Annotated in this window: 26 protein-coding genes; 6 read left to right on the top strand and 20 right to left on the bottom strand. The window is 33.7% G+C overall.

From position 1 onward, the window contains the following. Positions 1-88: 88 nt before the first annotated feature. From ACERII_RS02785 to ACERII_RS02750, 8 genes are all read right to left on the bottom strand, one after another. Entirely contained in the window at positions 89-1,891 is a 1,803-nt protein-coding gene (locus tag ACERII_RS02785; protein WP_373639905.1) for a S8 family peptidase, read from the bottom strand. 170 nt (positions 1,892-2,061) lie between these two features. Then, a complete protein-coding gene (locus ACERII_RS02780) occupies positions 2,062-2,604 on the bottom strand; it encodes a DUF420 domain-containing protein (RefSeq protein ID WP_373639904.1) in 543 nt (180 codons plus the stop codon). A gap of 520 nt (positions 2,605-3,124) precedes the next feature. Further along, positions 3,125-3,295, bottom strand: coding sequence for a hypothetical protein (locus tag ACERII_RS02775; protein ID WP_373639903.1), 171 nt, complete (start codon positions 3,293-3,295; stop codon positions 3,125-3,127). Positions 3,296-3,434: 139 nt separating this feature from the next. After that, a complete protein-coding gene (locus tag ACERII_RS02770; protein ID WP_373639928.1) occupies positions 3,435-4,640 on the bottom strand; it encodes an MFS transporter in 1,206 nt (401 codons plus the stop codon). Positions 4,641-4,763: 123 nt separating this feature from the next. Beyond that, complete coding sequence (locus tag ACERII_RS02765; protein ID WP_373639902.1) at positions 4,764-5,174, bottom strand: hypothetical protein; 411 nt, start codon at positions 5,172-5,174, stop codon at positions 4,764-4,766. Between the two features lie 243 nt (positions 5,175-5,417). Next, positions 5,418-7,214 (bottom strand): S9 family peptidase, encoded by a 1,797-nt coding sequence (locus tag ACERII_RS02760; protein ID WP_373639901.1) that lies wholly within the window; start codon positions 7,212-7,214, stop codon positions 5,418-5,420. Between the two features lie 18 nt (positions 7,215-7,232). Next, the gene (locus ACERII_RS02755) at positions 7,233-8,099 is read right to left on the bottom strand and encodes a patatin-like phospholipase family protein (protein WP_373639900.1); all 867 of its coding nucleotides are present in this window, start codon (positions 8,097-8,099) and stop codon (positions 7,233-7,235) included. 420 nt (positions 8,100-8,519) lie between these two features. After that, a complete protein-coding gene (locus ACERII_RS02750) occupies positions 8,520-9,371 on the bottom strand; it encodes a DegV family protein (RefSeq protein WP_373639899.1) in 852 nt (283 codons plus the stop codon). A 260-nt stretch (positions 9,372-9,631) separates the two neighbouring features. On the opposite strand from ACERII_RS02750, the gene ACERII_RS02745 reads away from it, so the two are divergent. Both ACERII_RS02745 and ACERII_RS02740 read left to right on the top strand, forming a co-directional pair. Then, complete coding sequence (locus ACERII_RS02745) at positions 9,632-10,282, top strand: deoxynucleoside kinase (protein WP_373639898.1); 651 nt, start codon at positions 9,632-9,634, stop codon at positions 10,280-10,282. Positions 10,283-10,310: 28 nt separating this feature from the next. After that, a complete protein-coding gene (locus tag ACERII_RS02740) occupies positions 10,311-10,979 on the top strand; it encodes a deoxynucleoside kinase (protein WP_373639897.1) in 669 nt (222 codons plus the stop codon). Between the two features lie 345 nt (positions 10,980-11,324). Here the strand turns inward: ACERII_RS02740 and tatC are convergent, their stop codons facing one another. The 3 genes from tatC to ACERII_RS02725 all read right to left on the bottom strand — a co-directional run bounded on the left by tatC (position 11,325) and on the right by ACERII_RS02725 (position 12,761). After that, positions 11,325-12,053 (bottom strand): twin-arginine translocase subunit TatC, encoded by a 729-nt coding sequence (gene tatC / locus ACERII_RS02735; protein ID WP_373639896.1) that lies wholly within the window; start codon positions 12,051-12,053, stop codon positions 11,325-11,327. A gap of 73 nt (positions 12,054-12,126) precedes the next feature. After that, positions 12,127-12,309 (bottom strand): twin-arginine translocase TatA/TatE family subunit, encoded by a 183-nt coding sequence (tatA, locus tag ACERII_RS02730; protein ID WP_373639895.1) that lies wholly within the window; start codon positions 12,307-12,309, stop codon positions 12,127-12,129. A gap of 113 nt (positions 12,310-12,422) precedes the next feature. Next, positions 12,423-12,761, bottom strand: coding sequence for a hypothetical protein (locus ACERII_RS02725; protein ID WP_373639894.1), 339 nt, complete (start codon positions 12,759-12,761; stop codon positions 12,423-12,425). Between the two features lie 95 nt (positions 12,762-12,856). On the opposite strand from ACERII_RS02725, the gene ACERII_RS02720 reads away from it, so the two are divergent. From ACERII_RS02720 to ACERII_RS02710, 3 genes are all read left to right on the top strand, one after another. Further along, positions 12,857-13,753 (top strand): diacylglycerol/lipid kinase family protein, encoded by an 897-nt coding sequence (locus ACERII_RS02720; protein WP_373639893.1) that lies wholly within the window; start codon positions 12,857-12,859, stop codon positions 13,751-13,753. 307 nt (positions 13,754-14,060) lie between these two features. Continuing rightward, positions 14,061-15,107 carry a toxic anion resistance protein gene (locus ACERII_RS02715; RefSeq protein WP_373639892.1) on the top strand — a complete coding sequence of 349 codons (1,047 nt, stop codon included), beginning with the start codon at positions 14,061-14,063 and terminating at the stop codon, positions 15,105-15,107. A gap of 33 nt (positions 15,108-15,140) precedes the next feature. Further along, positions 15,141-16,067, top strand: coding sequence for a hypothetical protein (locus ACERII_RS02710; protein WP_373639891.1), 927 nt, complete (start codon positions 15,141-15,143; stop codon positions 16,065-16,067). 123 nt (positions 16,068-16,190) lie between these two features. Here ACERII_RS02710 and ACERII_RS02705 read toward each other — a convergent pair whose 3' ends face one another. Further along, entirely contained in the window at positions 16,191-17,300 is a 1,110-nt protein-coding gene (locus ACERII_RS02705) for an anti-sigma factor domain-containing protein (protein WP_373639890.1), read from the bottom strand. Next, positions 17,297-18,034 (bottom strand): RNA polymerase sigma-I factor, encoded by a 738-nt coding sequence (gene sigI, locus ACERII_RS02700; RefSeq protein ID WP_373639889.1) that lies wholly within the window; start codon positions 18,032-18,034, stop codon positions 17,297-17,299. Before sigI ends, ACERII_RS02705 begins: the two co-directional genes overlap by 4 nt. A 667-nt stretch (positions 18,035-18,701) precedes the next feature. Here sigI and ACERII_RS02695 point away from each other — a divergent pair. Then, complete coding sequence (locus ACERII_RS02695; RefSeq protein WP_373639888.1) at positions 18,702-19,670, top strand: DUF2777 family protein; 969 nt, start codon at positions 18,702-18,704, stop codon at positions 19,668-19,670. 25 nt (positions 19,671-19,695) lie between these two features. Here ACERII_RS02695 and ACERII_RS02690 read toward each other — a convergent pair whose 3' ends face one another. The 7 genes from ACERII_RS02690 to ACERII_RS02660 all read right to left on the bottom strand — a co-directional run bounded on the left by ACERII_RS02690 (position 19,696) and on the right by ACERII_RS02660 (position 25,218). Beyond that, positions 19,696-21,183, bottom strand: coding sequence for a PH domain-containing protein (locus tag ACERII_RS02690; RefSeq protein ID WP_373639887.1), 1,488 nt, complete (start codon positions 21,181-21,183; stop codon positions 19,696-19,698). After that, positions 21,176-21,655 carry a PH domain-containing protein gene (locus tag ACERII_RS02685; RefSeq protein ID WP_373639886.1) on the bottom strand — a complete coding sequence of 160 codons (480 nt, stop codon included), beginning with the start codon at positions 21,653-21,655 and terminating at the stop codon, positions 21,176-21,178. The genes ACERII_RS02690 and ACERII_RS02685 overlap by 8 nt, the downstream gene beginning before the upstream one ends. A 13-nt stretch (positions 21,656-21,668) precedes the next feature. Further along, positions 21,669-21,881 (bottom strand): hypothetical protein, encoded by a 213-nt coding sequence (locus ACERII_RS02680; RefSeq protein WP_373639885.1) that lies wholly within the window; start codon positions 21,879-21,881, stop codon positions 21,669-21,671. Between the two features lie 435 nt (positions 21,882-22,316). Beyond that, positions 22,317-23,447, bottom strand: coding sequence for a conserved virulence factor C family protein (locus ACERII_RS02675; RefSeq protein WP_373639884.1), 1,131 nt, complete (start codon positions 23,445-23,447; stop codon positions 22,317-22,319). Positions 23,448-23,549: 102 nt separating this feature from the next. Further along, positions 23,550-23,867: a thioredoxin family protein gene (locus ACERII_RS02670; RefSeq protein ID WP_373639883.1), complete on the bottom strand. Its 318-nt coding sequence runs from the start codon at positions 23,865-23,867 to the stop codon at positions 23,550-23,552. A 91-nt stretch (positions 23,868-23,958) separates the two neighbouring features. Continuing rightward, the gene (locus ACERII_RS02665; protein ID WP_373639882.1) at positions 23,959-24,528 is read right to left on the bottom strand and encodes a cysteine hydrolase family protein; all 570 of its coding nucleotides are present in this window, start codon (positions 24,526-24,528) and stop codon (positions 23,959-23,961) included. A 429-nt stretch (positions 24,529-24,957) separates the two neighbouring features. Then, positions 24,958-25,218: a DUF2524 family protein gene (locus ACERII_RS02660; RefSeq protein WP_373639881.1), complete on the bottom strand. Its 261-nt coding sequence runs from the start codon at positions 25,216-25,218 to the stop codon at positions 24,958-24,960. Positions 25,219-25,277: the final 59 nt, after the last annotated feature.

Raw genomic sequence — 25,277 nt, 5'->3', positions numbered from 1 at the left:
ACTATGAATCAACAAAGACTTTCATTTAATTAATTAAAAGTAGGGCGACTCATTAATGTGAATTCACTTTGATGTCGCCCTTTTTGTATTAGTGTCTTATTTCTTCTAAAGCTTGTTTCATATTGATCTCTCCATATCCATAAAAAGGGTCATACCCTTGTTCTCCTAAGTCATCACTTGTGTTTCGAATAATTGTATAAATTTCTTCGTTTGTAAGCTCTGGATTTACGGAGCGTATCAATCCCGCCATGCCAGCAACATGAGGGGCAGCCATGGATGTTCCACTCATCATGACGTACTGATTACTTAAAAACGTACTAGGGATATGTTCACCAGGAGCAGTAACATCAATATGATTTCCGTAATTCGAAAAAAAAGCTCTTTCTCGATGAGGGTCTACAGCCCCTACAGCTAACACTTCTTTATAGGCTGCAGGATACATCGGTATTTCAACATTATCATTTCCCGAAGCCGCAATTAAGACAACGTCATTTTCATAAGCATACCTAATTGCCTCATACATAATATCAGAATCATGTGCATCTCCCAGGCTTAAATTAATTACTTTCGCTCCATTATCAACAGCCCAAATTATTCCTTTCGCTATAGATAAAGAATTACCTTCCGCATTATGGTCTAAGGATTTAACAGCTAATATTGGATTGTTCCAGGAAACTCCCGCAATTCCATCCAAATTGTTTGTGATAGCTGCAGCTATGCCTGCTACATGAGTTCCATGTCCGTGTTCATCATGATATGCCCCATTATTTTCAAAAGCATTAAATCCATCCGTTATTTTTTCTGCTAAATCTAAATGTTCTCCATCTATACCACTATCAACTATTGCAATAGGTACACCCGTTTTTCCAATAGTAACATTCCATGCTTCGTCTGCAAAAATTTGTGATAAGTTCCATTGATAAGGTTCATAGAATTCATCATTTGGTTGTTGCAAATTATCCATTGGACCAAAATAATTGAGAGATCGGCGTGGGCGTTTTCGATAATCAATTGTTTGCTTGGAATACATGAAATTGGGCTCCATATAGACTACGGAATTATCGTGGACCCACTTCTCCATTAATTGTTCTGTGGAACTATTCGGTGATCTCACTACAATTTTACTATTTATCCGATCAATAACCGTTACATTTTGCTCCTCAGCCCATTGTTTATCATTGATGTTGGGTTCTAATTCAATTATTACTTCTCCTTGCTTGTAATGTTCCTCTGATTCATCCGATTCTTCACTTTGAACATACAAATTCCAACCAATTTCAGGAATTTCTTTACGAGCATAAGGTAGTTCAGCTTCTTCTTTTTCCAAAGATACATCTATTTTTCCGTCTCCTATAAAAAATTGTCCATTGGAATCTGCTACAGCTGCAGTATCTTTTACAAAATTTTCTATGAAAGATAAATCTACTTCTGCTACATATGTTTCTTCAATATCTATCTTCCCCATTAAAATATGCTTTTTTCCGTGATCGATAAAGGGATCTGATAAAGCTATTCCATTATCCTTTCTATGAACAAATCTTTGTTCGTAATCTTCCGTCACATTTCCTACTGTGTATTCCATCCCATCATGCTTATAATAAAAACCAAGTATATGTGGATGATCTTCTACTTCCTTTAGCATTCTTGTTCTAACTGTTTCATCACTCCAACTTTCTTTATCCCACCCTCTAATATCCTCTTCTATTTGATAAAGGAACATTTGAATCGTTACTTTTAAGTCCTCTGCCATAATATCATCCATGGCAGCACGTAATGTAGAATATTCAGTAACTTGATCTTCTTCCTCTGTATGATCTGATACAAACCACAATCCTAATACTGTTAGGAGAACTATACTGAAACCGATTGTTAACCTCCGTAATGCGTTCATACGTACTCCCCTTTGTAAATATTGTTTTGATTAGGATACCCTATATAAGAAAGAGCTATGTAATAGGGAATTTAGTATTAGAATCAAAAAAAGCGTTTAACCAAGGTTAACTTGGAAACGCTAATTCACTTCTATAAAGGTAAGGAAAAAAATTGGTACTCTCTATACTATTAGGTGTAGTAGGGAGAAATTAAAATATAAACTAACACTCCCGTAAAGCTTACATAAAGCCATAATGGCATTGTCCACCTTACTAATTTACGATGCTTTACTTTTTCACCTTTGAAACCAGAGAAAAAGCTAAGTAAGGCTAATGGAACTATAATAATGGCTAAAAGGATATGTGTTATTAAAATAAAGTAATAAAATCCTGCAATCGCTCCTGTTCCACCGTATGTTGTTGATTCTGCGAGAAAATGATACGTTACATAAGAGAACAAAAATAGAGTTGTTGTAGAAAAAGCTCCATAGATAAAGCGCTGATGTAACGTTACGTTCTTCTTAAGTATTGCAATTAATGCACAGACTAAAAATAAGAATGTAAAGCTATTTAGGGTTGCATTTAGTAATGGCAATTGTTTCACCAAGTAAGGTAGTTCTCCTTCATAGCCAGGTAAAAAGGACAATAGAACAACTAGCAAGTTGATTACAATTGTAAGGATAAGAACTGTTTTTTTATCATTTTCTAAAATGATGTTCCATAAGTTTTTCAATATTGATCACTCCAATTTTATCGTTCCATAGATATTTTATATTATGTGTTTGTTGTTTGGCTACTTTTTGGCTTCTTCATGATACAAATGTATATTAGTAAGGTCTACCCTGAAAATACTCGTTCTCCAAGCTGATACAAATTATCTAGTATTAACCACTTTGTTTGTATTCCATTCACTTCAGCCCACTCGCTTTCCTGTGGGGAGCTGCCGAGCCGTCCTCGAGTAAAGCTCTGCGGGGTCTCGCCCCTGCTCTGCCTCCCACTGGAGTCTCGGGGCTTACGCTCATTCCATAGTAAATTGATAGTACTATAAGCAGCTTCACAGGGTATTTTCATTCTTCATGGTGCAAATTTACACTTGCATGGGTGTCTACCCTGAAAATACGCCAATTAGCGGTTTTCAAACTTATCTAGTATTACTATTTTGTCGGTCTTTATTCCATTCGCTCCAGTCCACTCGCTTTTCTAGGTCAATTAATTTATTCAATATAAAAAGCCATTCTTAACAATGGCTTTTATCATAGTTTTGTTGGTTTTACTTTATTTACTTTTTCATTCCTAACATTTTGTTCTAATTTATCAATTAGTTGTTTTATTTCCTGTTTGTTTTCTTTTATTCCAAACATTCGCAACTTCTCTTTTTTTAATACTCGTATTAAAAGTTGTTTTTCTTTTTTTGTTAATATCATCAGGGAACAACTCCTTCGAAAGGCAACAATCACTTTTCTACTTTCCTACTATTCTAGCATGATATTGCATGTCTAAAAAAGCAATATTCTCTTGGATGTTAAGAAAGGTCGCTCCAGAAGTCAAAAGCAAGCAAACTTTTTAGTGCCCTATGTTAAGAAACTGTGAATCTTTGTTCTTTTTCACTAAGGTTGATTCCTTATTTAATGTAATCCATAATGCTACTGCAGCTATAAAAAATAATGCTGATGAAAAGTAAAAAACGGAAGATATACTCCATACACTTGAGATAATACCACCTGAAACTGGACCAACTACATTTCCTAAGAAACGAAAGCTCTGATTGTATCCTAATACTTCTCCTTGTACAGATAATGGAACAGCTCTTCGTATATAAGCTGTTACACAAGGAATAATCCCCCCTATAACAACACCAAACAGAAAGCGGAGGATAACTAATTGCCATAAACTCGTAACAAATGCTTGAGGAAGAAAAAAGACTCCACCGAGACAGAGACATAATAATAAAACCTTTTCATGTCCGATACGGTCTCCTAATATTCCCCATGACCTTTTAGCTAAGAAATTTCCAAACCCCGTTACTGAAAAAGCTAACCCTGCTAAAAAGGCAATATTCTCTGCTTGCAAAAGCTGATTTACATATAAAGCTAATTGAGGTTGTATACTGAAGTTTGCTGTTTGAATAATGAAAGATATTATCATTGTAATAAACAATATTCGATTTGTTACAATGAGTTTCATAACTTCTGCCATACTTCGTTTCTCTTTGCTTTTGTCATGGTTCACCATTCTTTTTTCTTTAATTCCAACGAACACAATCGTGGTAGCGATGGAAATGATGACTGCAGTGAGAAGAAATGTATATGTAAAACCAAAAGTATCAGCTAATGCTCCACCAAGTAATGGACCAATTAAACCTCCAGAAACAGTTCCCATTTGAAGAGTACCTAAAACACGACCAGCTTCTTCTTTTTTTGTTTGTGCGGATATCAACGCCATGGACATTGGAACAAATCCTGTAACAATCCCCATAAAAAAACGAAGGATAAACAATCCTACTACGGATTGAACATATCCCATCAGAAAAATAGAAATAGCAATTCCATATCCTGTTAATAATAGTATTTTTTTGCGACCAAACTTATCTCCAAACCTCCCCCAAAAAGGGGAGACAAAAAATGCCACTAGAAAAGTAATACCGAAAACAAAGCCTGACCATCGTTGTACATAGGCATCCGTAAAATTGCCGAATGTTTCAATATATAAAGATAAAAAAGGTAATACCATTGTTGCACTTGCTGCCACAAAGAAATTTGCAATACACATAATTAGCAAATTTCGTTTCTCTCTGTTAATAATAAACACCTTCTCATTATTTCGACTCTCTAAGTATTTATTATACAGAATGATGCCTAATCTGAAAAGAAAAAAGGGAAACTGCGTGATAACTTAGTTTCTTAACCATGAAACAAGTATTACTGTTAAGCTATAAATGGTTAGAAACAATCCTATAAGTAGAAAAAGTATGTGTACGAATAGTTCTTCTACCATTACTCCCATGGTACGAAAGAGATTGTCACTTAGAAACACACCTGAAAAACCATACAGTAGCATAAATAGACCGATAATAAATATAATCATCGTAACGAGGCTATAATTAGATGACTTATCATTTTGTCTTCTGTTGGAAAAAATAGGAGTTTCTCGCTTTCTTTTTGAAGCATCTTTTCGGAGCAATATGATGATAATAAAAGCCATTATCACAGAGAAGAATAAGTAAAGCAGAGAGCGAGTTATGAAACTAATAAAAGCAATAAAGAAAATGACAGTAAGAACTCGATAACTTTTCCCTCGGTTCATTCAAGAACCCCCTTATAAGAAAAGTGCAAGGCGCCCTCTCAGGACCGAAATGCTAATGTTCTGGACGATAAAAAGTGATTTTTACTTTTTAATCGGCCAGTTTATTGACAAGAGGTCCTGGCGCCTGGAGCTAGACACCTTTCTAAGTTCAAATAAATTTTATAAATTCTTATCCTTTAAAAAGATGGTCTGACAAAGAAAACAACCATTGTCAAACCATCAACTAGTTAAAATTGGATCCGTTTACTTACTGGTATGTGTTTGTAAAAAATCTAATATTTTTTTATATACTGCAATTTCATTTTCTTTTTTAGAAAAACCATGACCCTCGTCCTCTAATACGAGATAATCCACTTCTGTTCCTTGTTTTTTAAGTGCATGAACAATTTGATCTGATTCCTCTTTCACTACACGCGGATCATTTGCACCTTGGATAACTAACATGGGCTTAGTCATCGTAGATAAATACGTAATTGGAGAATCTTTCTCCAAACGTTCCTTATCACGCTCTGGATCACCAACCCATCTCTCCATAATTGGTTTCCAATGTTCAGGTACAGAGTTAATAAAGGTAAATAAATTTGAAACACCAAATATATCAATTACACCACGGAAATATTCAGGATGACGTCCTGCTAATAATAACGTCATATATCCTCCGTAACTTCCCCCTAAAACAAACAGTCGATCTCGCTTACATTTTCCTGTTGAAAATAACCATTCTATCCCTGCAACACAGTCCAACCTAGGACCTTCTCCCCAATCTTGTTCCACAAGTTTTTTGAATGTTGCACCATAGCCTGTACTACCTCTAAAGTTGGGAGCAAAGATAGAATAACCTCTGTTTATGAAACATTGAAACATTGCTCTAAACATTTTCCGCTCAGCCGCTTGTGGTCCACCATGTGGCCAAAAAATAACATGTCCATTATCTTGCTCTGGATGTGCCTTAAACCATAATGCTTCAATATCCTTCCCATCAAATGTAGGATAGGTCACAACTTCTGGGTCTACCATTTGTTCTTTTGTTACGCCTAATACACGATTATCAGTTAATTGCTCCCATGAGTCATCATTCAATCGATAAATATTAAATGGTTGTGTCGCACCCCTCCCTAATACATAAACATTTCCACTATTGGAAACTTTAACCATATCAATCGTATCTAAAGGACACCCGACTGAAACTGGTTCCGTATCTTCCTCTTGCAAACGATAGATATAATCTTCTACCCCTTTTTCCGTGATAATATATAACGTTTTTGTATCTTTATGCCATTGAATGCCTGTTACACTTTCATCGGAAAATTGACATAATACTTCTCTCTTCTTTGTAGAAATGTGATATTTAACAATATAATTATATTCCGACTGTTCATTCGTTACGAAAAGTAGTTCTTCGTCAGAGATAAAAATAGCATCGTTAAATTCATGGATATCCTTAGCATCTTGAGATAAGCATATGGATTTTCCTGTTGTACGATCTTTTAAATAACCTACTTTGTATGTATTTGCAAACATTTGTATTAATACTATGTAATTTTCGTTTTGAGAAACAGTAGAAATAAATGTGGGTGCATTTTCTCCTGTGTATAAATTCTCACTTTGTTCTTTTTCTAAGTCATATACAAACCCATTAAGAAACTGTGGATTCTCTTCACTAGTGATATAGTAAAGTCTTTTTCCATCTTCACTTAACGATGCATAATAATACTTCTCTTTCTTATTTTCGCCCAAAATCACCTTTCCATTTCCACCTGCATATGGAAAAGCAACTATTTTGTAATTCTCGTCTCCATCTGTATCAAATCCGCCTAAAACATACTTTTTATTCGGGTCTGTTTTTAAAAAGCTACAAGCTTGTTCCGTATTTGCAAATAAATAAGGATAACGTTGTGGTAAATCCATTCCCCAAACATTCATCTTTCCATTTAAGTTTGTAGAGAATAACAGCCTTGATTCATCATCACTAATTGTGAAGTTTGTTATATTATAAGTTTGGAAAAATTGTTCTACTGTTGGTTTAGGAAATCTAATCATATCTAATCGCCCTTTCTATTAGTAAACTTTGCAAGTTTCAAGAAATGATGTTAATTCATCACATTTTTGACTTGCTTGTTCCAAACCATGATCGTATAGTAACTGTAATTTTTCTTTCCTTCGCTCCGTTCTTCCGACGCCACATAAATCATTTGGCCTAAATACAAAAGCTTTACCTTCCCTCTCTAACTGTAGCACTTGACGTAGTGATCTATTGTATAAATCAGCTCGTCTCTCTATTATGTCAAGAAGTCCAGGATAATCTCTATACTTTCTTCTAATAAGCCACTTCCCGTTTTTTACAGGTTTTTTTTCATAACCCTCACATTGAGTTAAGATAACGACGTGCTTATCATTCCCATCCTGAATTGACTTTTCAATTGGAATAGGGTCACTAATACCACCATCCAAAAGTGGACGTTGATCATGTTCTACAATTGGAGAGATCATAGGCAATGAACAAGAAGCTCGAAGTATTTTATTTAGATCAGGACCCAATTCATTTTTTTCATAATAAATAGTTTCACCAGTATAACAATCTGTGGTACCAATATGAAATTGCTGGTTTGATTGATGAAAGGTATCGTAATCAAATAAATTATGTTTATTTGGGATCTCATTAAAGATTAGATCCATATTAAACAGTTCACCATTTTTAAATAGGCGTTTCATTGATATATATTCAGGATGACTAGCATAATCAACAGTAACTGCTTTATTTCTGCCCGATTGTTTCGAAATATAAGAGGCAGCATTACAGGCACCAGCTGAAACGGCGGCTACATAAGGAAGATGTATATTGTTTTTAAGGAAATACTCTAAAACCCCTGCCGTATAAACACCTCGTAATCCGCCTCCTTCTAAAACTAATCCAACTCTTGTCATGATGATGATACCTCCTTGTCTCACTTATTATTCTATCGAACTAATAAATAATCCTCAATTAAAATGTAGTTTTTTCTTTAAGTGTTGCGATATGTCTAATAAATTAAGTGATTGTTACAGAGCGCATCTCTTTTGTTATTGGCTTTTTGTTCGACTTAGACTAAGCAATACGATGTAGTTGTAGAGGGAGATATAATGAGGAAATTGATGTGAAAAAGACATGTGCTATTGTGGAACAGGTTGGAATTGACATTGCCCTCCCGAATGGCATAATGTATGTCATCATTAAGGAAGATTGGTAAAATGAAAAAATCATACAATCATCCATATTTCAATTTTACAATAGAAAAGGAGATAGAACGATCTAAATTCGACCATACCTCTCCTTTCTGTTTTATCAATACAACTTAGTTATAATATTTATTTATCGTCTGTATAGTACATTACTGCGATTGCACCTGGTCCAGTATGTGTACTAATAATTGGGGTCGTATCTACAATACTAATATCATCAAAACCGGATATTTCCTTCAGTCCTGTTGCTACTTGATTGGCTATATCCCTTGCTTCCACTTGAGCAATTCCAATCCCCTTGATCATCTTCTCTGAAGTTTCTTCCTCAAATTTTTTCTTAATAAATTTCATAAACTGTACATAAGTTCTTACTTTTGAAACAGGAGTATATACTCCATCTTGCAATGAAGCAATAGGTTTTATTTTCAGTAATGATCCTACTAAGGCCTTCCCTCTCCCAATTCTTCCACCCTTCACTAAATACTCAAGTGTGTCTACTAATATATATAAGGATGTACTTTTCCTTACATTTTCAATACGCTCTAATATTCCCTCTACACTTACCCCTTCTTTAGCCATCTTGCAAGCTTCTTTCACCTGAAAACTTAATGCTGCAGAAATAAATCGAGAGTCAATAACCGTTACATCCTTGTCTGTCATACCTGCAGCTGTTTTAGCAGATGTATATGTACCACTCATACCATTTGTCATATGAATAGAAATAATGGAGCTACCATCTTCACCGAGTTTATCGTATGTTTCTAAAAAAGACCCAACTGATGGTTGTGAACTTTGTGGAATGTCTTCAGAATTGACTAGTAAATGAACATATTCGCTTGGAGTAATATCAACACCATCAACATATGACTTCCCATCTATCGTTACGGACAGAGGAACAACCGTTGCACCTATTCGTTCTAACTCTTCTTTTGATAAATCGACAGTAGAATCCGTTACAATCTTCACCTTTTTACTCACGCGAGCACCCCTTTTGCATCTTTTCTATTAATATACTATAAAAATACAACACATGTTAAGTAATGTCACTTTTTGTGGCATTACCATAGAAAAGAAATTATCTTGTAAAATAAATGAAACAGTTACCTTCTCCTTTTTTTATGATAGAATTAAAATTGCTTTTATTTTTTGGCTCTGTTAAAACTTGAATATCAACATTGTCCTTTAACAACGACTATTTTATAGCAAGCACTTGCTTATATATGAAAGGAGGGTCACAAATGAGCCAACAATATTACGCGCCGTTTATCGCTGTAGAAGGACCTATTGGTGTGGGGAAAACATCACTGGCAACACTGCTTTCTCAATACTTCCAATATAATTTACTAAAAGAGATAGTTGAAGAAAATCCATTTTTGAGTAAATTTTACGAAGACAAGAAAGAATGGAGTTTCCAAACAGAAATGTTTTTCTTATGTAATCGGTACAAACAATTGGAAGATACATATGAAAACTATCTAACAAAAGGTCAAGCAGTGATTAGTGATTATCATATATTTAAAAATCTACTCTTTGCGAAACAAACTTTGAGAGAGGAACACTATTATAAATATGATCGTATTTACCGAATTTTAACCGACGATTTACCTAGACCTAATGCAATTATTTATTTACATGCTAGTTTACCAACTTTATTAAATAGAATTGAAAAACGTGGTAGATCTATGGAAAAATCTATTGACCCTGCGTATTTAAAACAACTATCTGAAGATTATCATCAATATATAAAGGATCATAAAAGAGTATATCCTCATATCCCAGTTTTAACACTAAATGGTGATGAAATTGATTTTGTTAATACGGAAGATGATTTTATTCGTATTGTAGATCAAGTGAAAGATATCGTAGCAAAACAAGAAATATTTTTCTAAATGAATTTAGTATTTGGAGTTGACACACATGGCTGTAATAGACCATCAATTAAATAAAGGTTCTTTAATAACCTTAGCTGGAACTGTTGGAGTTGGAAAATCTTCATTAACTAATGCACTAGCAGAAGCTTTGCACTATCAACCAGCTTTCGAAAAAGTAGAAGGAAACCCATATTTAGAAGATTACTATAGTGACTTTAAAAAGTGGTCCTTTCACTTACAAATATACTTTTTAGCAGAGCGTTTTAAACAACAAAAACAAATGTTTGAAAATAATATAGGATATGTTCAAGACCGAAGTATTTATGAGGACGTTGGAATATTTGCGAAGCTTCAATATGATAATCATAATATGACTGATCGTGACTACGAAACATATCAATCTCTCTTCCATGCTATGGTACTTTCACCTTACTTTCCAAAACCTGATGTTTTAATCTACATTGATGGTAGTTTACCGAAAATTATCGAACGCATCGAAGAAAGAGGGCGTGAAATGGAAATAAACACACCTCATACTTTCTGGAGTGATCTCCACAATCGATATAAAGAGTGGATTGCAAGTTTTACTGTTTGCCCTATTTTGCACCTCGATATAGAAACATACGATTGCCATGATCCGGGTTCTATAAAAGAAATTATAAAGAATATAGAAATTCTTCAAAATAATCCTGAACTAAAATATATTAAATATTAGACTCTGTTAAACGTTGATATTGATGATACTTCAGGTTGCTAGCTTTTCCCACAGGAGGCTCGCACCTTAAGTAAAAATCAACATTATCGTAACATAGCCAATGTAAAAAAGAATGCATAAGGAGTTTTTCCCTTATAACATTCTTTTTTTCATAATATTTGTTAATGCTTTTGTAAGTCTTCTAAATACATGATTGATTTACCTTGAAATCTGAAACTTTTCATCCTCTTCTATCTTTTCATTAAATTCTTCTAATTTTCTTCATAAATAAAGAGGGTGTTACAAAAGTATCTCTCTTTTATAACACCCTCTATAAAATTCACTTTAACAAGGATTTAAAAGCTTTTAACTCCATTTTTTTTGATCCTTCTTTAACTTTCTACGATAAACAACAGTCGCTAAATTTATGCTCAATTCATATAAAAAAAGTAAAGGAATGATAACTAACACATCTGAAATAAAATCAGGGGGGGATATTAAAACACTTACTACTACAATAACAAAATAGGCATATTTACGGTTCTTTTTCATTCCACTCGGCGTAATAATTCCTAAACTAGTTAATAACATTACTACAAGAGGTAGTTCGAACAATACACTAAATGGAACTGTCATTCTCATGACAAAATGAAAATACCTATCTGGGGTATACATCGTTTGAAACATATCTTGACCTAATCCTGTTAAGAAGTTAAGTACTAAGGGCATAACAACAAAATAACCAAAGAATAGTCCCCCAACAAACAACAAAAAGGAGGCGGGAATATAAACTAACGTAACTCTTTGTTCTCTTTTTGTTAATGCGGGCTTTACAAAAAGCCATATTTGAAAGACAATCACAGGTATCGTTAATGTTAAAGCTATAACTCCGGCTAATGTAAAATACACCCAAAGAATATCTAGTGGTCCTAATATTGTCAGAGGTTCATTCAGATCTTTAACAAACCAATTATATATATCTCTTATAAAAACAAAAACTAAAATAAAGAGTGAAAGAAAGACACCAACTGTTATAATAATACGCTTTCGTAACTCATCAAGATGATCCAGTATATTCATTGTTCCATCTGACATGGTAAACTCTCCTTAAACATGAAAAAGATGCAAGATGAGTCACACCTCACATCTATCCAACAAATTTATATTATTAATTGTTGCCTTTCGACTTCTCTTCTTCATCGTCATCTTTTGTTAAATCTCTTGTGGAATTTTTAAATTCTCTTAACGTTTGACCCATAGCACGACCTATTTCAGGCAACTTTTTTGGACCAAAGACGATGAGGGCAATAACTAAAATCAAAATTAATCCAGGAATTCCGATATTCGGCATTTCGTTCATAACCCCTTTCTAACCGTTGTAACGATTGGTGTACAATATCATTATAAATGTAAGAATAACATATTACTATATCTGACGTAAAATCTCACATAAATTTCATATTATCATTCATTAATATTGAAGAATTTTAGAAGTTCATCAATTGATACGCCATTTCCGTAGCTAATAGCATCCCCTACTTCTATAATATCATTAATAATTGTAAGAGAACTACTATTTAAGTTTGAATGTACCGTAAATGATTCTCCTATTTCCTTGCTTTCCACTACACTTCTATTTGAATCCTTCCAAAGTAGAATCCTGTCAGTCTTTTCAAGTACAATATATTGAGCAATACTCTGACTATTTGTTTGTCCTATTACTACTGAAAAAAAGTATCCCCATAAACTTACACACAGAACAGAAAACACTATCAGTAAAGTAGATTTTAATTTCATGCTCATTTTGTTCTTACCTCTGCTTTCAACGTTTTTCACCGAATGTTCTACAAGGGTGATATAATAATAATTGGTATGTACAAAAAAGGGAGAACAGATGGATGTATATAATTATAGCAAATATTAACTCAGGTCGAAGACAAACAAATAATATAATGAAACAACTACATAAGATTATGGATACTACCTTTGTAACATATTTCACGAATAACTATCAAGATAAAGTTTCTATGTGGGAGAAAATAGATTCTACAATAAAGGAATGTAAACATCAACTACTTGGATTCATCATTATCGGAGGAGACGGAACCATACATCACGTTCTGCAGCACTTACAAAAATATGATTTTCCATTTGGGATAATAAAAGCTGGTTCAGGAAATGATTTTAGTAGAGCACTACAAATTCCAAAAAATACTAAAAAAGCAATAGAACGAATAAAAAATAACAACCCAAAATGGTATGACTATATAAAAGTAGAAGATAGAATTGCATTATCTGTTGTTGGGATCGGGGTGGATGCGGAAACAGCATTAAAATGCCAAGACTCCAAAATTAAAAATGTTTTAAACCGAGCTTTCCTTGGACGTTTAACTTATTTAGCAGTCTTCTTACAAACAATTGTCCATTACCATCCTTTTCATGTACTTGTACAGGATGAGTTTGGAAAAGAACATTCTTTTGACCGGGTTTGGTTGCTAGCTGCAGGAAACACTCCGTACTACGGTGGTGGTATTCCTATTTGCCCTGAAGCCAACCCTCATGATGGTGAGATATCTCTTGTAGTTATTCATAATATCTCATTATTTCAATTAATTCTCGCTTTACCCACTGTCTTTATTAAAAAACACATATCACTTCCTTATGTGGCAATGCTGAATGGTAAGCAATTTTCGATAATTACTAGCAAAAATCAGGCAGTACAAGGTGATGGTGAGGAAATAAGTTCCACTCCTGTAACAATAAGGATCATAGAAAACGGAGCTCGTTTTTTTTAATAATGAAGACTTCTCATGAAACTTTCCTACATCAATAATAAGAAGACGTATTTTCACACATACAAAAGGCCTAAGCCCCCTACCCTTTCGAGTTTTCTTGATAGGGTCTTTTTACTTTTAACATTTTTTCGAGCAGAAGCAAAAATAAATTGGGATTCCATAGAATATTTCAAGTAGTATATAACCTTTAGTTGTTTCAATAATTAGGTAACTGTATAATTATCATATAGAATGAAACTTATTCGGGGATATCTCGTATATACAACTATGACAAATCTCATCCTCATCAATTTAGGAGGCAATACATATGAACAATAATTATACACCTAAAACACGAGATCAAGAAGGAATTGTAGAAACTGAATCAGAAGCGAAAAGATATGTAGAGGAAATTCGTAAAGACAATGATTTAAATAAGATTCTAGAAAGTCTAGGGAAAATAGGAACAGAAGAGCAACTAAAAGCTGGTGAATCATTGGAAGCATTAAAAAAACCAGTGAGTGCGATGATGAATGACCCGAAACAGGATTTGCCACAACAGCTTTCAAAGCTAAAAGATATAGTTGCAGAGCTTGAACCTAACTATTTGAAAGAAGGAAAGCTAAAAAAGTTTTTTTCTAAAGTAGTAAGAAAAAGCCCGATTGAAAAATATGCTAGAAAATATCAAACAGTCGAGACGGAAGTTGAAACAATTATTGGTGCATTACTTAATGGGAAAGACCAGCTTCAAGAAGATACTGTAATGTTACACCAATTAAAAGATGTTGCAAAAGAACGAATAACTGCACTTCACGGACAGATCGACATTGGAAAACAATTAAATATGATGTTAGAAGAAGAGTTATTAAAAGAAGAATGGCAAAATGACCCTGCCCCAATTCAAAAAGGGCAACAAAAAGTTCTCTCACGAGTAAAAAATATGCAACAAGCTGTGTTGGTGTTACAGCAATCATTAGCTTCCGTAGATATTATCGTGGAAAACAATGACAAATTGGAGGAAGCTATTTTTAATGCTATTACAATGACAAAAAATATAATTACCGTTACTGCTTCTATTCAGCTTGCGCTTAGTAACCAGAAGAAAGTTATTGATGCCGTTAAAAATGTAAATGAAACAACAGAAGCAATGCTTCTAACTAATGCTCAATTATTAAAGTCAAATACAGAAGAAACATTAAAAACGTTAGAGGAACCCGCTATCGCTTTAGAAACATTTAAGAAAGCATACGAAGATGTATACGCAGCAATTGAAATGACAGAGCAATCAAATAGTAGAATTGTGGAATCGAGTAAACAATTTATTCAAGAGATGGATCAATTGAACAAACAAATGGAACAAAAATTATTAAATTAAGGCAAATGCTTTAGTTATGATGAGGTGATCGTCATGAGCTGGCGTGAACGGGCTTGGGAAGTAAAATGGATTGAGCCATTATTGCCAAACTACTTAAAGCCACTTCAAGATACACGTATTGAAACAGAACATACAAGAGAATTAATTAAAGAAGCAGAGGAATTTCTAACCGATTTATCTTCTTTGTCAGAGCTTCCTCGCTTAAACAAAACATTTAAAAGAAACATTAAAGGATTTTTATTTAAAGTAAAAATAAAACCCAAAAAAATACATCTTGAGCTAATAGACACAAAAAAATCTACTGCTAATATAAGAAAACGTATTTATATTACCATATTCCGAAAAGAAATAAAATCAGAGCAAGGAATGGGTAAATGTATAGACTCTACTATTTATTATGTAGTTAATAACAAAACCATTGTTAGAAATATACGAAAACACCCATTGTTTCAAGCAATTTTTATTCGATTACATCAATTAGATAAATCCTTATCTGGAGAAGGGTTTAACTTGGAACAAGTCGAAGAAACAGCTGTAGTAGAAAGACAGTTGTCAAGCAAATCAGAAGTAGAGAAACTGCATATCAATCAACAGATTCGCGCACTCTTAAAGCAATATCAGAAACTTGATCCTTTAATTGTTACAAAATTAGAAGAAATAGAATATGCATTAGAAGAATGTTTAAAAGAAGTTGATCTTTTGGACATTGAAGAAAAACACCATATGAAAAGACTTGTAAATTATGATCTACCAAATCTATTGGAAACATACATTAATTTGAATACAGATCAAAGAAAAAAGAGCTACAATGATGTTATAGCTTCTATTCATTCCATGCGTTCTTATATTGAAAATCAATCAAAACAACTTACCAACTCCAGAATGGACAGAATGAATCAATTAATTCAGTTAAATAAAATAAGATATCACTCTGAAAGAAAGGGAGATGACTACATATAGTCTTCTCCCCTATTTTTTATTAAAGGATAAGAATTTATATATTTTTTTGAACTTAGAAAGGTGGCTAGCTCCAGGCGCCAGAACATTTGCATTTCGGTCCTGAGAGGGCGCCTTGCGCTTTTCTTATTTTCCTTTTCCTCTGCTATTCTCATTACTACTATTATTTCTATTTTCCCTACCATTATTGTTTCGATCTCGATTATTTCCTTTTAATTCAGAAGGATGCTTTTCTAATTCACTTAGGCGTGGTGAATGAATCATGGAATTTTCCTTTCTCAACTCCGAAGGATGAACTTCGTCTTCCTTCATTTTATTAATATCTCTTTTATTATCTTTGCTTTGGTTTTCTTCGTTCAATCCATTATTCCCCTTAATAGGTATACTCTTACTTTTCGGTTCCATCTTTTCTTCCTTTTGTCCTATATTCATTTCGATTATTTTCTCTGCAACAGGGTTACTATTTTTTTCTTTGATATTTACCTTCATTTTACTCGAAGAAATAATTGACTTTAATTCCCTTCCAGAGTTCTCTTCAATATCTTGAATAGAAGTATTAGATACGCTGGAAAAATTCACGGAAACACCGCGATTTTCTGCATCCTTTAATAGTAAGTACTTTACGGGAGATAACGAGTTTTTATGTGCCTGAGTAACAACCTCATCCTCTAAATTCAGGGTAATCACATCTACTGGGATATTTTCTTGAATCCCATCTATCCAACGATCATAATTATTCTCAAATATTGAGCTACTTTTCAAATTTAGAGATGAAGAAATATATATAGATTGATTTTCTTTCACAAATCCTAAGTTACTTCCTTCTAGTAGTAATTGATAGATAGCTTCTTGTAGCGAAAGACCAATTATATTCGTTTCTATCTTATTTAAAATCACAACACCTTTTTCATTATACGGTGTAACATCCATTACTTCGTACTTACTATTTATTGTAAACTTTACACTAGGATTTATATCAACCGCTACTAGTCCATACACTTTTTCTGTAGATGTAATAAAAACATACATTGGAATAAAGCAAAACATGACAACTGCAACTGCTAAAAGAGTAAATTTTTTAGGAAAAAAGACATAATTCATTCTTCTACTAGGGGTTAGACGAACTTCTTCTCCTAACATTACTCCATCTTCACGTCTTGTTTTATGAAATTCACCATCCCTAGTCAGGACTACCATATATCTTTTTTCCAGTTCAACTACGACCCCTTCGATCATGAGATCCACTCCTTTATATAGTCTTGCAAATATTGGTAGTCTTCCATCATTATGATACACAGTGTAATAATATATTTCCTATTACGTTCCATCGTTTTTCTACTCATCTCACTAATCGTAGCTAATTTCTTTAACGGCAGACGTTTCTTATCTATTAAAAACTTTTTTAATTCATCATGGGTTATTACTATCTTTGCAATTTTTAACATATTATCTCTAGCATCTCTATGTTTCGGAGATTGTTCTGCTACTTCTACTATTGTAATTCGATATAATTTTAATTGCTCTTGCAAGTGAATTATTTCTTCTCTTCGATACTCAGCCTCAAGACTCTTTTCGTACTCTTTAAATGAGGCCTTTATTTCAATAACATTTTCCATCTTCTCTTTATCTTGTTCCTCATAATCAAGCGATAAGGTAACCCTTCTCCTTTGTTCATATCGAATATAATCAATTATTCTACGTCTCATAACAAGGCTCGCAAAGGAAAGGAAGGAACATCCCTTCGATGGAGAGAATTGCTCTATCGCCTCGTTAAAAGCAATAAGGGCAATACTAAATTCCTCGTCATTTGAATTACCTATATAACGTTTACACACTTTCGCTGTTGTACCTTTTATAAAAGGTATATAATTTGCAATAAATTCATTTTGTTTTTCCTTATCACCTAGTTGAATGTGTCTTATATTTTCCTCTACGGACACCTTTTCTAGTATGCTTAGGCGCTTTAGCACGGAAAACACCTCTCATTTTTAGTCATCTATTTATTCGACCCATTTTACTATTATATGGGGGCATTATTTCATAATATATTTTTCTTCTTTCCTATCCAAAGGTACATGTGCCTATCCTAGCATTAATTTCTTGTTAAATTATTTACAATCTCATTACGATAGTTAGGCTATTATATCCCTTAAATACACTGTATATCATATGATTAGGAAAGTAATCGCTACTAGTTTTCAGTTGGTTTTCATAGGTCTTTTTAACTAGATTATGTAACTTTCAAATAGAGACATTAATATGTGTCTACCCTCGTATAATATGTTTATCTTCTTATCAGTGGATAACTTATCTAGTATTACTATCTTTGTTGGTTTCAAATCTTTACACGCAAAGTAACGCACGCAGATATTGCGTACGGACTTTCATGGAGTTCCGTGGGCATTCACTGATTCTATAAAGCTTTGGTTAACTTGTCGCAACGAAAAGGACCTCACAACATATATTCATGCACTAGATTATCTACTACTTTATATTGAAAATTTAATATAAACATTTCATTTCCTTTGAATATCATAGCTTTTTAGGTTTTAGTGAGTCCAAAAGTATATTATAATATACTTAATAATTCATTAGCTTTTTAATAAAGCATAACAGAAATTTAAAGTGGGGATTCATATGGACCGAAAAAAAGCAAAACAATTTATTGGACAAGAAGTGTTAATTGATGAAGGCGATCATGGTCAATATATTGGGATTTTAGAAAAAATGATAACAGAACCAAATAAACCTTGGCGCGCTCTAACTCGCATCACTGGTATTTATGAGTATCCCGATTTCGATTTCGATAAATTGGAGTTGGTTGAACCATTTTTAAAAGAAGACCAACATCATGAATGCTCTGGACAAAGGATAGCTCTTTTGCCACACCCATTTACCACAAATTACAATGATTCTGTGAAACATGCATTAAAGGAGAAATGGGACGAAGTTCAGCAAATAAATCAAGACTCTGAAATAATTCTCTCTCTTATTCAGCAGGAGTTACGAAGACTTCATGCAGAACATCTAGTTTTTGAAGATAGTTACGAATATTATCAACTCGTGAAAAAGGGACGTAAAGTTCATATTTTAGATGAAGATAAGCGTGAAACTATGTCTATTGAAGGTTGTCCATTTGAGTTTGAAATTAATGTTGATGGAGAATGGGTACAGGCTACCTATGTTTCGGGTTTGACTTTTGTAATTAATAAAAATAATCGTCAAAAGGATTTAACACATGGGTCTACCATACGTCTTAATAAAACTCAGTTTGATCCTTATCGTATTTTAATTAATGAATTAGAAAATGCATCGTTACATGCACTTGAAAAAGGCTTACAGAAGCTGGGGATTGGTCATGAACACTCTGTATATTGTCATAATTCCTTATTAATGCAATTGCTAAACTCATTTGATCAAGAACAATTTCATGGCGTAAACTTTATTTCTTATGCAAATTCCAATAATCAATTTGTTGTACAACACCATTATGAAAGAACAGCGAAGCACAATGGAAAGCCTGTAACATTTGACCGTTTTGAGTTTACATCTGACGCAGGAGAACGTGTTCTAACAACCTATGCAACACAATTATCAAATGAATAAAAGAAAGATACCCAAGAGAATATCTTTATTTCTCTCGGGTATCTTTCTCATATGAAAACCACAATAATATTTCCTCCATTTGTAATCGACTGATATGTCGGACCATAAAAGTTTTTCCTATCACACTAGTAATAATCGAAACTCGAATGGTGTAAAGATCATCCATTTTCTGCAACATTGATTGTGATGTGTTTAATGCTTGTATTCTGTATTTTGGAACAATCGCTTCTTGCAATGATATTGCTCTTGTTTTCATCATTATTACATGTTCGTCTTTGCCAATACCAGCATCAACATATTGCCAGAAGCCAAATCCTGCCGCTATAACTGGAAAAATCCATGCTATCCAACCAAATGGTGCAAAAAGAGAACTTAAAATCGCAATGACGATAAACGGAAATGTTAGCTTAATGATATACCTGCGAATACTTTGTTTTGGTAACGACTCATACGATCGCTTCACTACAAACTGTGGTAAAAGGTCGTTCAAAAGTACATTTACTTCGTCTTTTTTACATATAGGAATTAGTATTGTTGATAAATCCTCTTCTTTTCTCCCACCACCAGCACTCTCAACATAAACAGACACGTAACCAAAAGGTTGGCGAAATATGTTCTGTACAAGGCGGACTGTTGTAATTTTATTTGCAGATAATGTCAACTGACGTTGTTCAAGAATGCCTCGAGATATTTGAATATCATTTCCTTCCTTGATAATTCGGAACTTTCCGTATTTAAGTAATGTGCTGATAAAAGTTATAATCCATCCAATCAATAAAATTGCTAGTATCCAAAAAAATATATACAAAATACTTGAATGAATGATCCAACCTAATACATTCTCATATATTGCTTCAGGTATTAGTTGCTGTAATTGCGTCATGATAGCTGCAACAAATGTAACTGCGATTCCAATACCACTGGATGTAATAGCTGCAATAATAAGTCGATTATTAGAAAGATCCCAGGAAAAATCCGGTTTATTTTCAGTCTCACCTTTATTCATTTCCGCATTATCAACATTAACTAATTGCTGATTTTCTGCTTCATCTTGCAACACTATGTCCTTTGTATTAAGTAACAATTCTTCCTTAATAATTTCTGCTTCAGAACGTTTTAATGCAACAATACGGAACTCAGGCTCTAATCCTCCACCTGCGGTTTCAATCCTTAGTTCCACAAGTTGAAACATTCGTTGTATTACTTTTGCGTTAATATCAATACTTTGTATTCTTTCTTTTCTTATGTATCTATTTTTTCTAAAAATTAGTCCTTGTTTAATTTGTAATTCATTATCCACAAGACGGTATTTAAAGGTCAACCATTTTATTACTCCGCTAGCTAACGATAAAATTAAAATGATACTAAAGAAAACAGTGTAATACCCAATTCCACCAGCTTGCGAGGACTGTCCAAATATAACCACAGCAATAACTGTAAATAACATCTCTTTTAGATTATTTAAAAAGCTTATAAAAATAGCTGTACTATGTTGTCTATTCCAATCACTCATCTGGATCAGCTTCCCTTGCTAACTTTGCAATATTATCACGTAAGTTATCTGCTGTATATTCCTCTAGACCTGGTATCTCATGAACAGTTGCTGCTGTAGAAATGGTTACTGTTGATAAGCCATAGTAGCGTAAAATAGGGCCTTGTTTTGTGTCAACGTGTTGTACACGTATCATCGGTATAATTACTCTTCTGACAACAAATACACCATACATTAGCTCTACTTCGTTTTCAAAAATTTTATACCGCCATTTTCTCCATTGAAGTTTTGGAATAACAAAAATCTTGAAATAAGCTATTATTATTGCTAACCCAATTAAAACATATATAGGCCATTGGGGTATCGAAAAATACCACCAAGCAAACCCGTAACCTATTGGAATGAGCAACATAAAACACCATTCTATTAAAGCTACGATTCGCCAAACCTTGAGTGTTTTAGTTGCTAAACGTTGATCTGGCTTTTCTCTCATATCTTCCCTCCCCTTACTCTTCATCATCCTCTAAGTATATTATGTTCACACCATTTTCCTCTAATAACTTTATAACTAAATCATTGAGCGTTTCATCTCGAAGTAAGCCTAACGCTTTTGCTAATTCTAATTCTTCTAGGTTTCCATTTTCAGCGTCTTCAATTAATTCTATTATTTCTTCCATGTTTCTTTCTTTCAGTTGGTTGATTATTTCGTCTCTACTCATTGAATTTCTCTCCGTTTCATTTTTTAATACTTCCTCCATTTGTACTTTATCATAAATAAATGAGGTTATGCTATTTCATTAACAATAAAATCCATGTTGCCTACCCTGATAATATGCGTATCAGACTAATATGGAATACTAACTTTGTTGGTTGTATTCCATTCGCTTCTGTCCACTCCTTTCCTGTGGGGAGTTGCCGAGCCCCCTCCACGACTACGTCGCTACGGGGTCTCGCCTTTACTCTGCTTCCCACTGGAGTTCGTGGACTTGCGCTCATTCCATAGAAAATGAATGGTACTAACTATACTCATAACGTATTTTCATCCGCCATGGTTGTAGTATTTGTTTGTTTTTGTATTAGTCAACTAAGCTAATATAATAATAAACAGATATCTAAAAAAGAATTACTTCTTCTTAAGATATCTGCTTTTTTTGTTATTTTTTATCAAAAGCTTCTGTCATTTGCTTCCAGACTGACCCTTTTGCTTCTTCGCCACCTTCAATACGGGCTAGGGCTAACTTAATCTGCATGCTCACTTCAAATTCAGGATCATCTTCCCTCTGCTTTAAAGCTTCTACTGCCGACTCATCTCCTATTTCATATAAAAACATCGCCGCTCTCCAACGAACTAGTTTGTTCTTATCAGATAATGCTTCTATCATTGCTGGAATAGCCTTTGTACTCCCAATATCGGAAAGGGCATCTCCAGCAGTTCTACGTACAGTTACAGAGGAATCTTTTAATGCTTCGTACAAATAAGGTAAGACATTCTCATCTTCAATCATTCCAAAATAAACGGTAGCTAAGCGTCTTATAGATGCTTTCTCATCTTTTAAGGCTTTTTCTAATACAGGTAAATCCTTTATAGTTGGGTCCATTTGTTCTAGTGCTGCAAACCTTTTTTTCCAATCTGGGTTATCAAGCATATCAACAGTGACTTGGAGCCATTTTTTACTACTTGCTTTTTCTCTTGCATTCTTTTGAGCATGAGCTTCTGCTACTAATTCCTCTAAACGCTGTTCTGTATATGTAGCTTGCATTTCTTCAGCTACTTCCTCTGCTACTTCATGTAAGTCACCATATCTAGCTCGAAAATCTACCCATTTACGTTGTACAACAATATTATCTTCAGGTAAAGTAGCTTTTGCAATTGCTTCTCTAAACATATCAGGTAAAGCAACACGAACCTCTTCATCCCCTGCCATCGTCTTCACTTGAATAGGAATACTTTTGAACATATGAACTTGCACCTTTACTTCACCATAGTGCTCGTCTATTTGTTGTGCTCCGCCTTTCCCATCATGAACATCTTCACCAAAAACAGCACGTACTTTGGGTAAAATACTTTTCCAATCTACCTTTGAGTTACGCTCTACGGCAATAAAGTCTGCGACGTGGTATACTCCCTTAACACCTTCGACCTTAAGTAGTTGTTTTACAAATTCAGGTGCATTATCTGCAGTAGCTTTTGTATAATTATGGCTTTTCCCTTGAGGGAGAGATTGACTTAATGTTAGTTTCATTGTATTTGGACTGGGTGTAGGTTCAACTGAAATAATTTTCATTCATCACTTCGCCCCTTTTCAATTTTAATCATATTAATGGCTTTATTAATACTAACACAGAAGAAATGCCAACCCAATTAAAATGCATGCGCATCTTTTTTCTCATCCTTTTGCTGAGTCTTGTATAAATTGATATATTTTCGTAACAGATTCAAATGCATATAATTTAGTTATTGAGTTTCCTAATATGTAAAGTAAACAAGGAACACTTTCAATCTCCCATGAGTTTGCATAAGATTTAAAATAGTTCACATCTACTTCATAAATTGGAGGTACATTGTCTACTTTTTCTAACACAAGTAAAAAATTACGTGCTAATTGGCATGTACCACACATTGGAGTAGTCATAAATAATATGATTGGTTCGTCATTACCTTTTTGTAGATTATCGAATTGTTCCTCACTCTTAATTTTTATCAAAGTTAGCCTCCTAATGAATAGCAGAGGATGCCTAAAAAGGTCAATTTTACCTTTTAAGACATCCTCAAATTAATAATGAATATTCCTTGTATTATAGAACTATTCCGTTCTTTAATACCTTCGCACCTAACGTGGTTTTAAAATGTTCTAATGCCCACTCATGTCCTGTTGGATTAAACGACTCAACAGCATCTGCGTGGACAACGATTGTAAAACCTTTATTGTATGCATCCACAGCAGTATGTAAAACACAAATATCCGTGCAAACTCCTACGAGATGAATCTCTACTATCCCTCTTTCTCGAAGTTTCATTTCTAAGTTTGTTCCGGCAAATGCACTATATCTTGTTTTATCCATCCATTCATAAACTGCACTGTGTTCATGAACGACATCATTAAAATATTCTCCTAATTGACCGTATAATTTACGTCCTTTTGTTCCTCGTAAGTTATGTGCTGGAAAAAGTTTTGTTTCTGGATGAAATGGATCATTTTCATCGTGTACGTCTACTGCAAAAACAACGTAGTCCTGATCATTGATAAATTCTTTTGTGATGTCAGTAATTCTTTGTTCAATTGATTGACCACGTTCTCCACAAGTTAATTTCCCATCATCAGCAACAAAATCATTTGTATAATCTATTACTATTAATGCTTTCATAAATACCCTCTCCTCTTTTAAATATTATATCGTTTTGGAGGGTTAGAAAACAAGGTCGAACTATCTAGGATCTACCCTGTAAATACGCGTTAGCAATTGGTTTTAAACTAACTAGTTTTAAACAACTTTGATGGTCTGTATTACACAGGACTATGAATAAGCTTCCTTGAAAATAAACCTCACGCAGTAAAATACGTTAGCATTTTCAAGGAGTCTCATGGCCTTACACTAAATTCCTATAAAGTTGAAAGTACTAAACTACTTCTTAGTGTATTTACGTCATTAGAGATCAACTCTTGTTCTATTATGTAGTTTTTCTAAATGAATTTCAGGGTGTATGTACGAAAAAAAAGAGGTGATCAATATCTAACCACCTCTTGTGTAATTGTCTCAAGTATTAATTTTCATGGTAAGGTTGCTCAAGGGAAATTATAATCCTAGGATCATTTTGTTTTGAAGATGATGCACTTGTTGTTGCAAGCGTATTAGCTGGTCGCGTTGTTCGTGTGTTGCGCTTGCAATCATCTTTTCTAATTCCATATTTGCTTCTTCCAATTGTAACTGAGCATTCGTAAACTCTTCTGGATTTCCTTCCTTGATTCGTTTAGAATCTGATAACTGTTCTTCTGCAACATTCATTATATTTTCTATTTCTTCCACAGCACCTTTTAAATAATTTGAATTTGTCATTGTTTTCACCTCATCTATAAGATAAGAAAATGAACGATATATTATTCTAAATAAATGCT

This window comes from Evansella sp. AB-rgal1 (assembly GCF_041820985.1).
Lineage (GTDB): Bacteria > Bacillota > Bacilli > Bacillales > Salisediminibacteriaceae > Evansella.
Note: the sequence above shows the minus strand (reverse complement) of the source record. Positions and strands in the feature narration are given on the sequence as shown.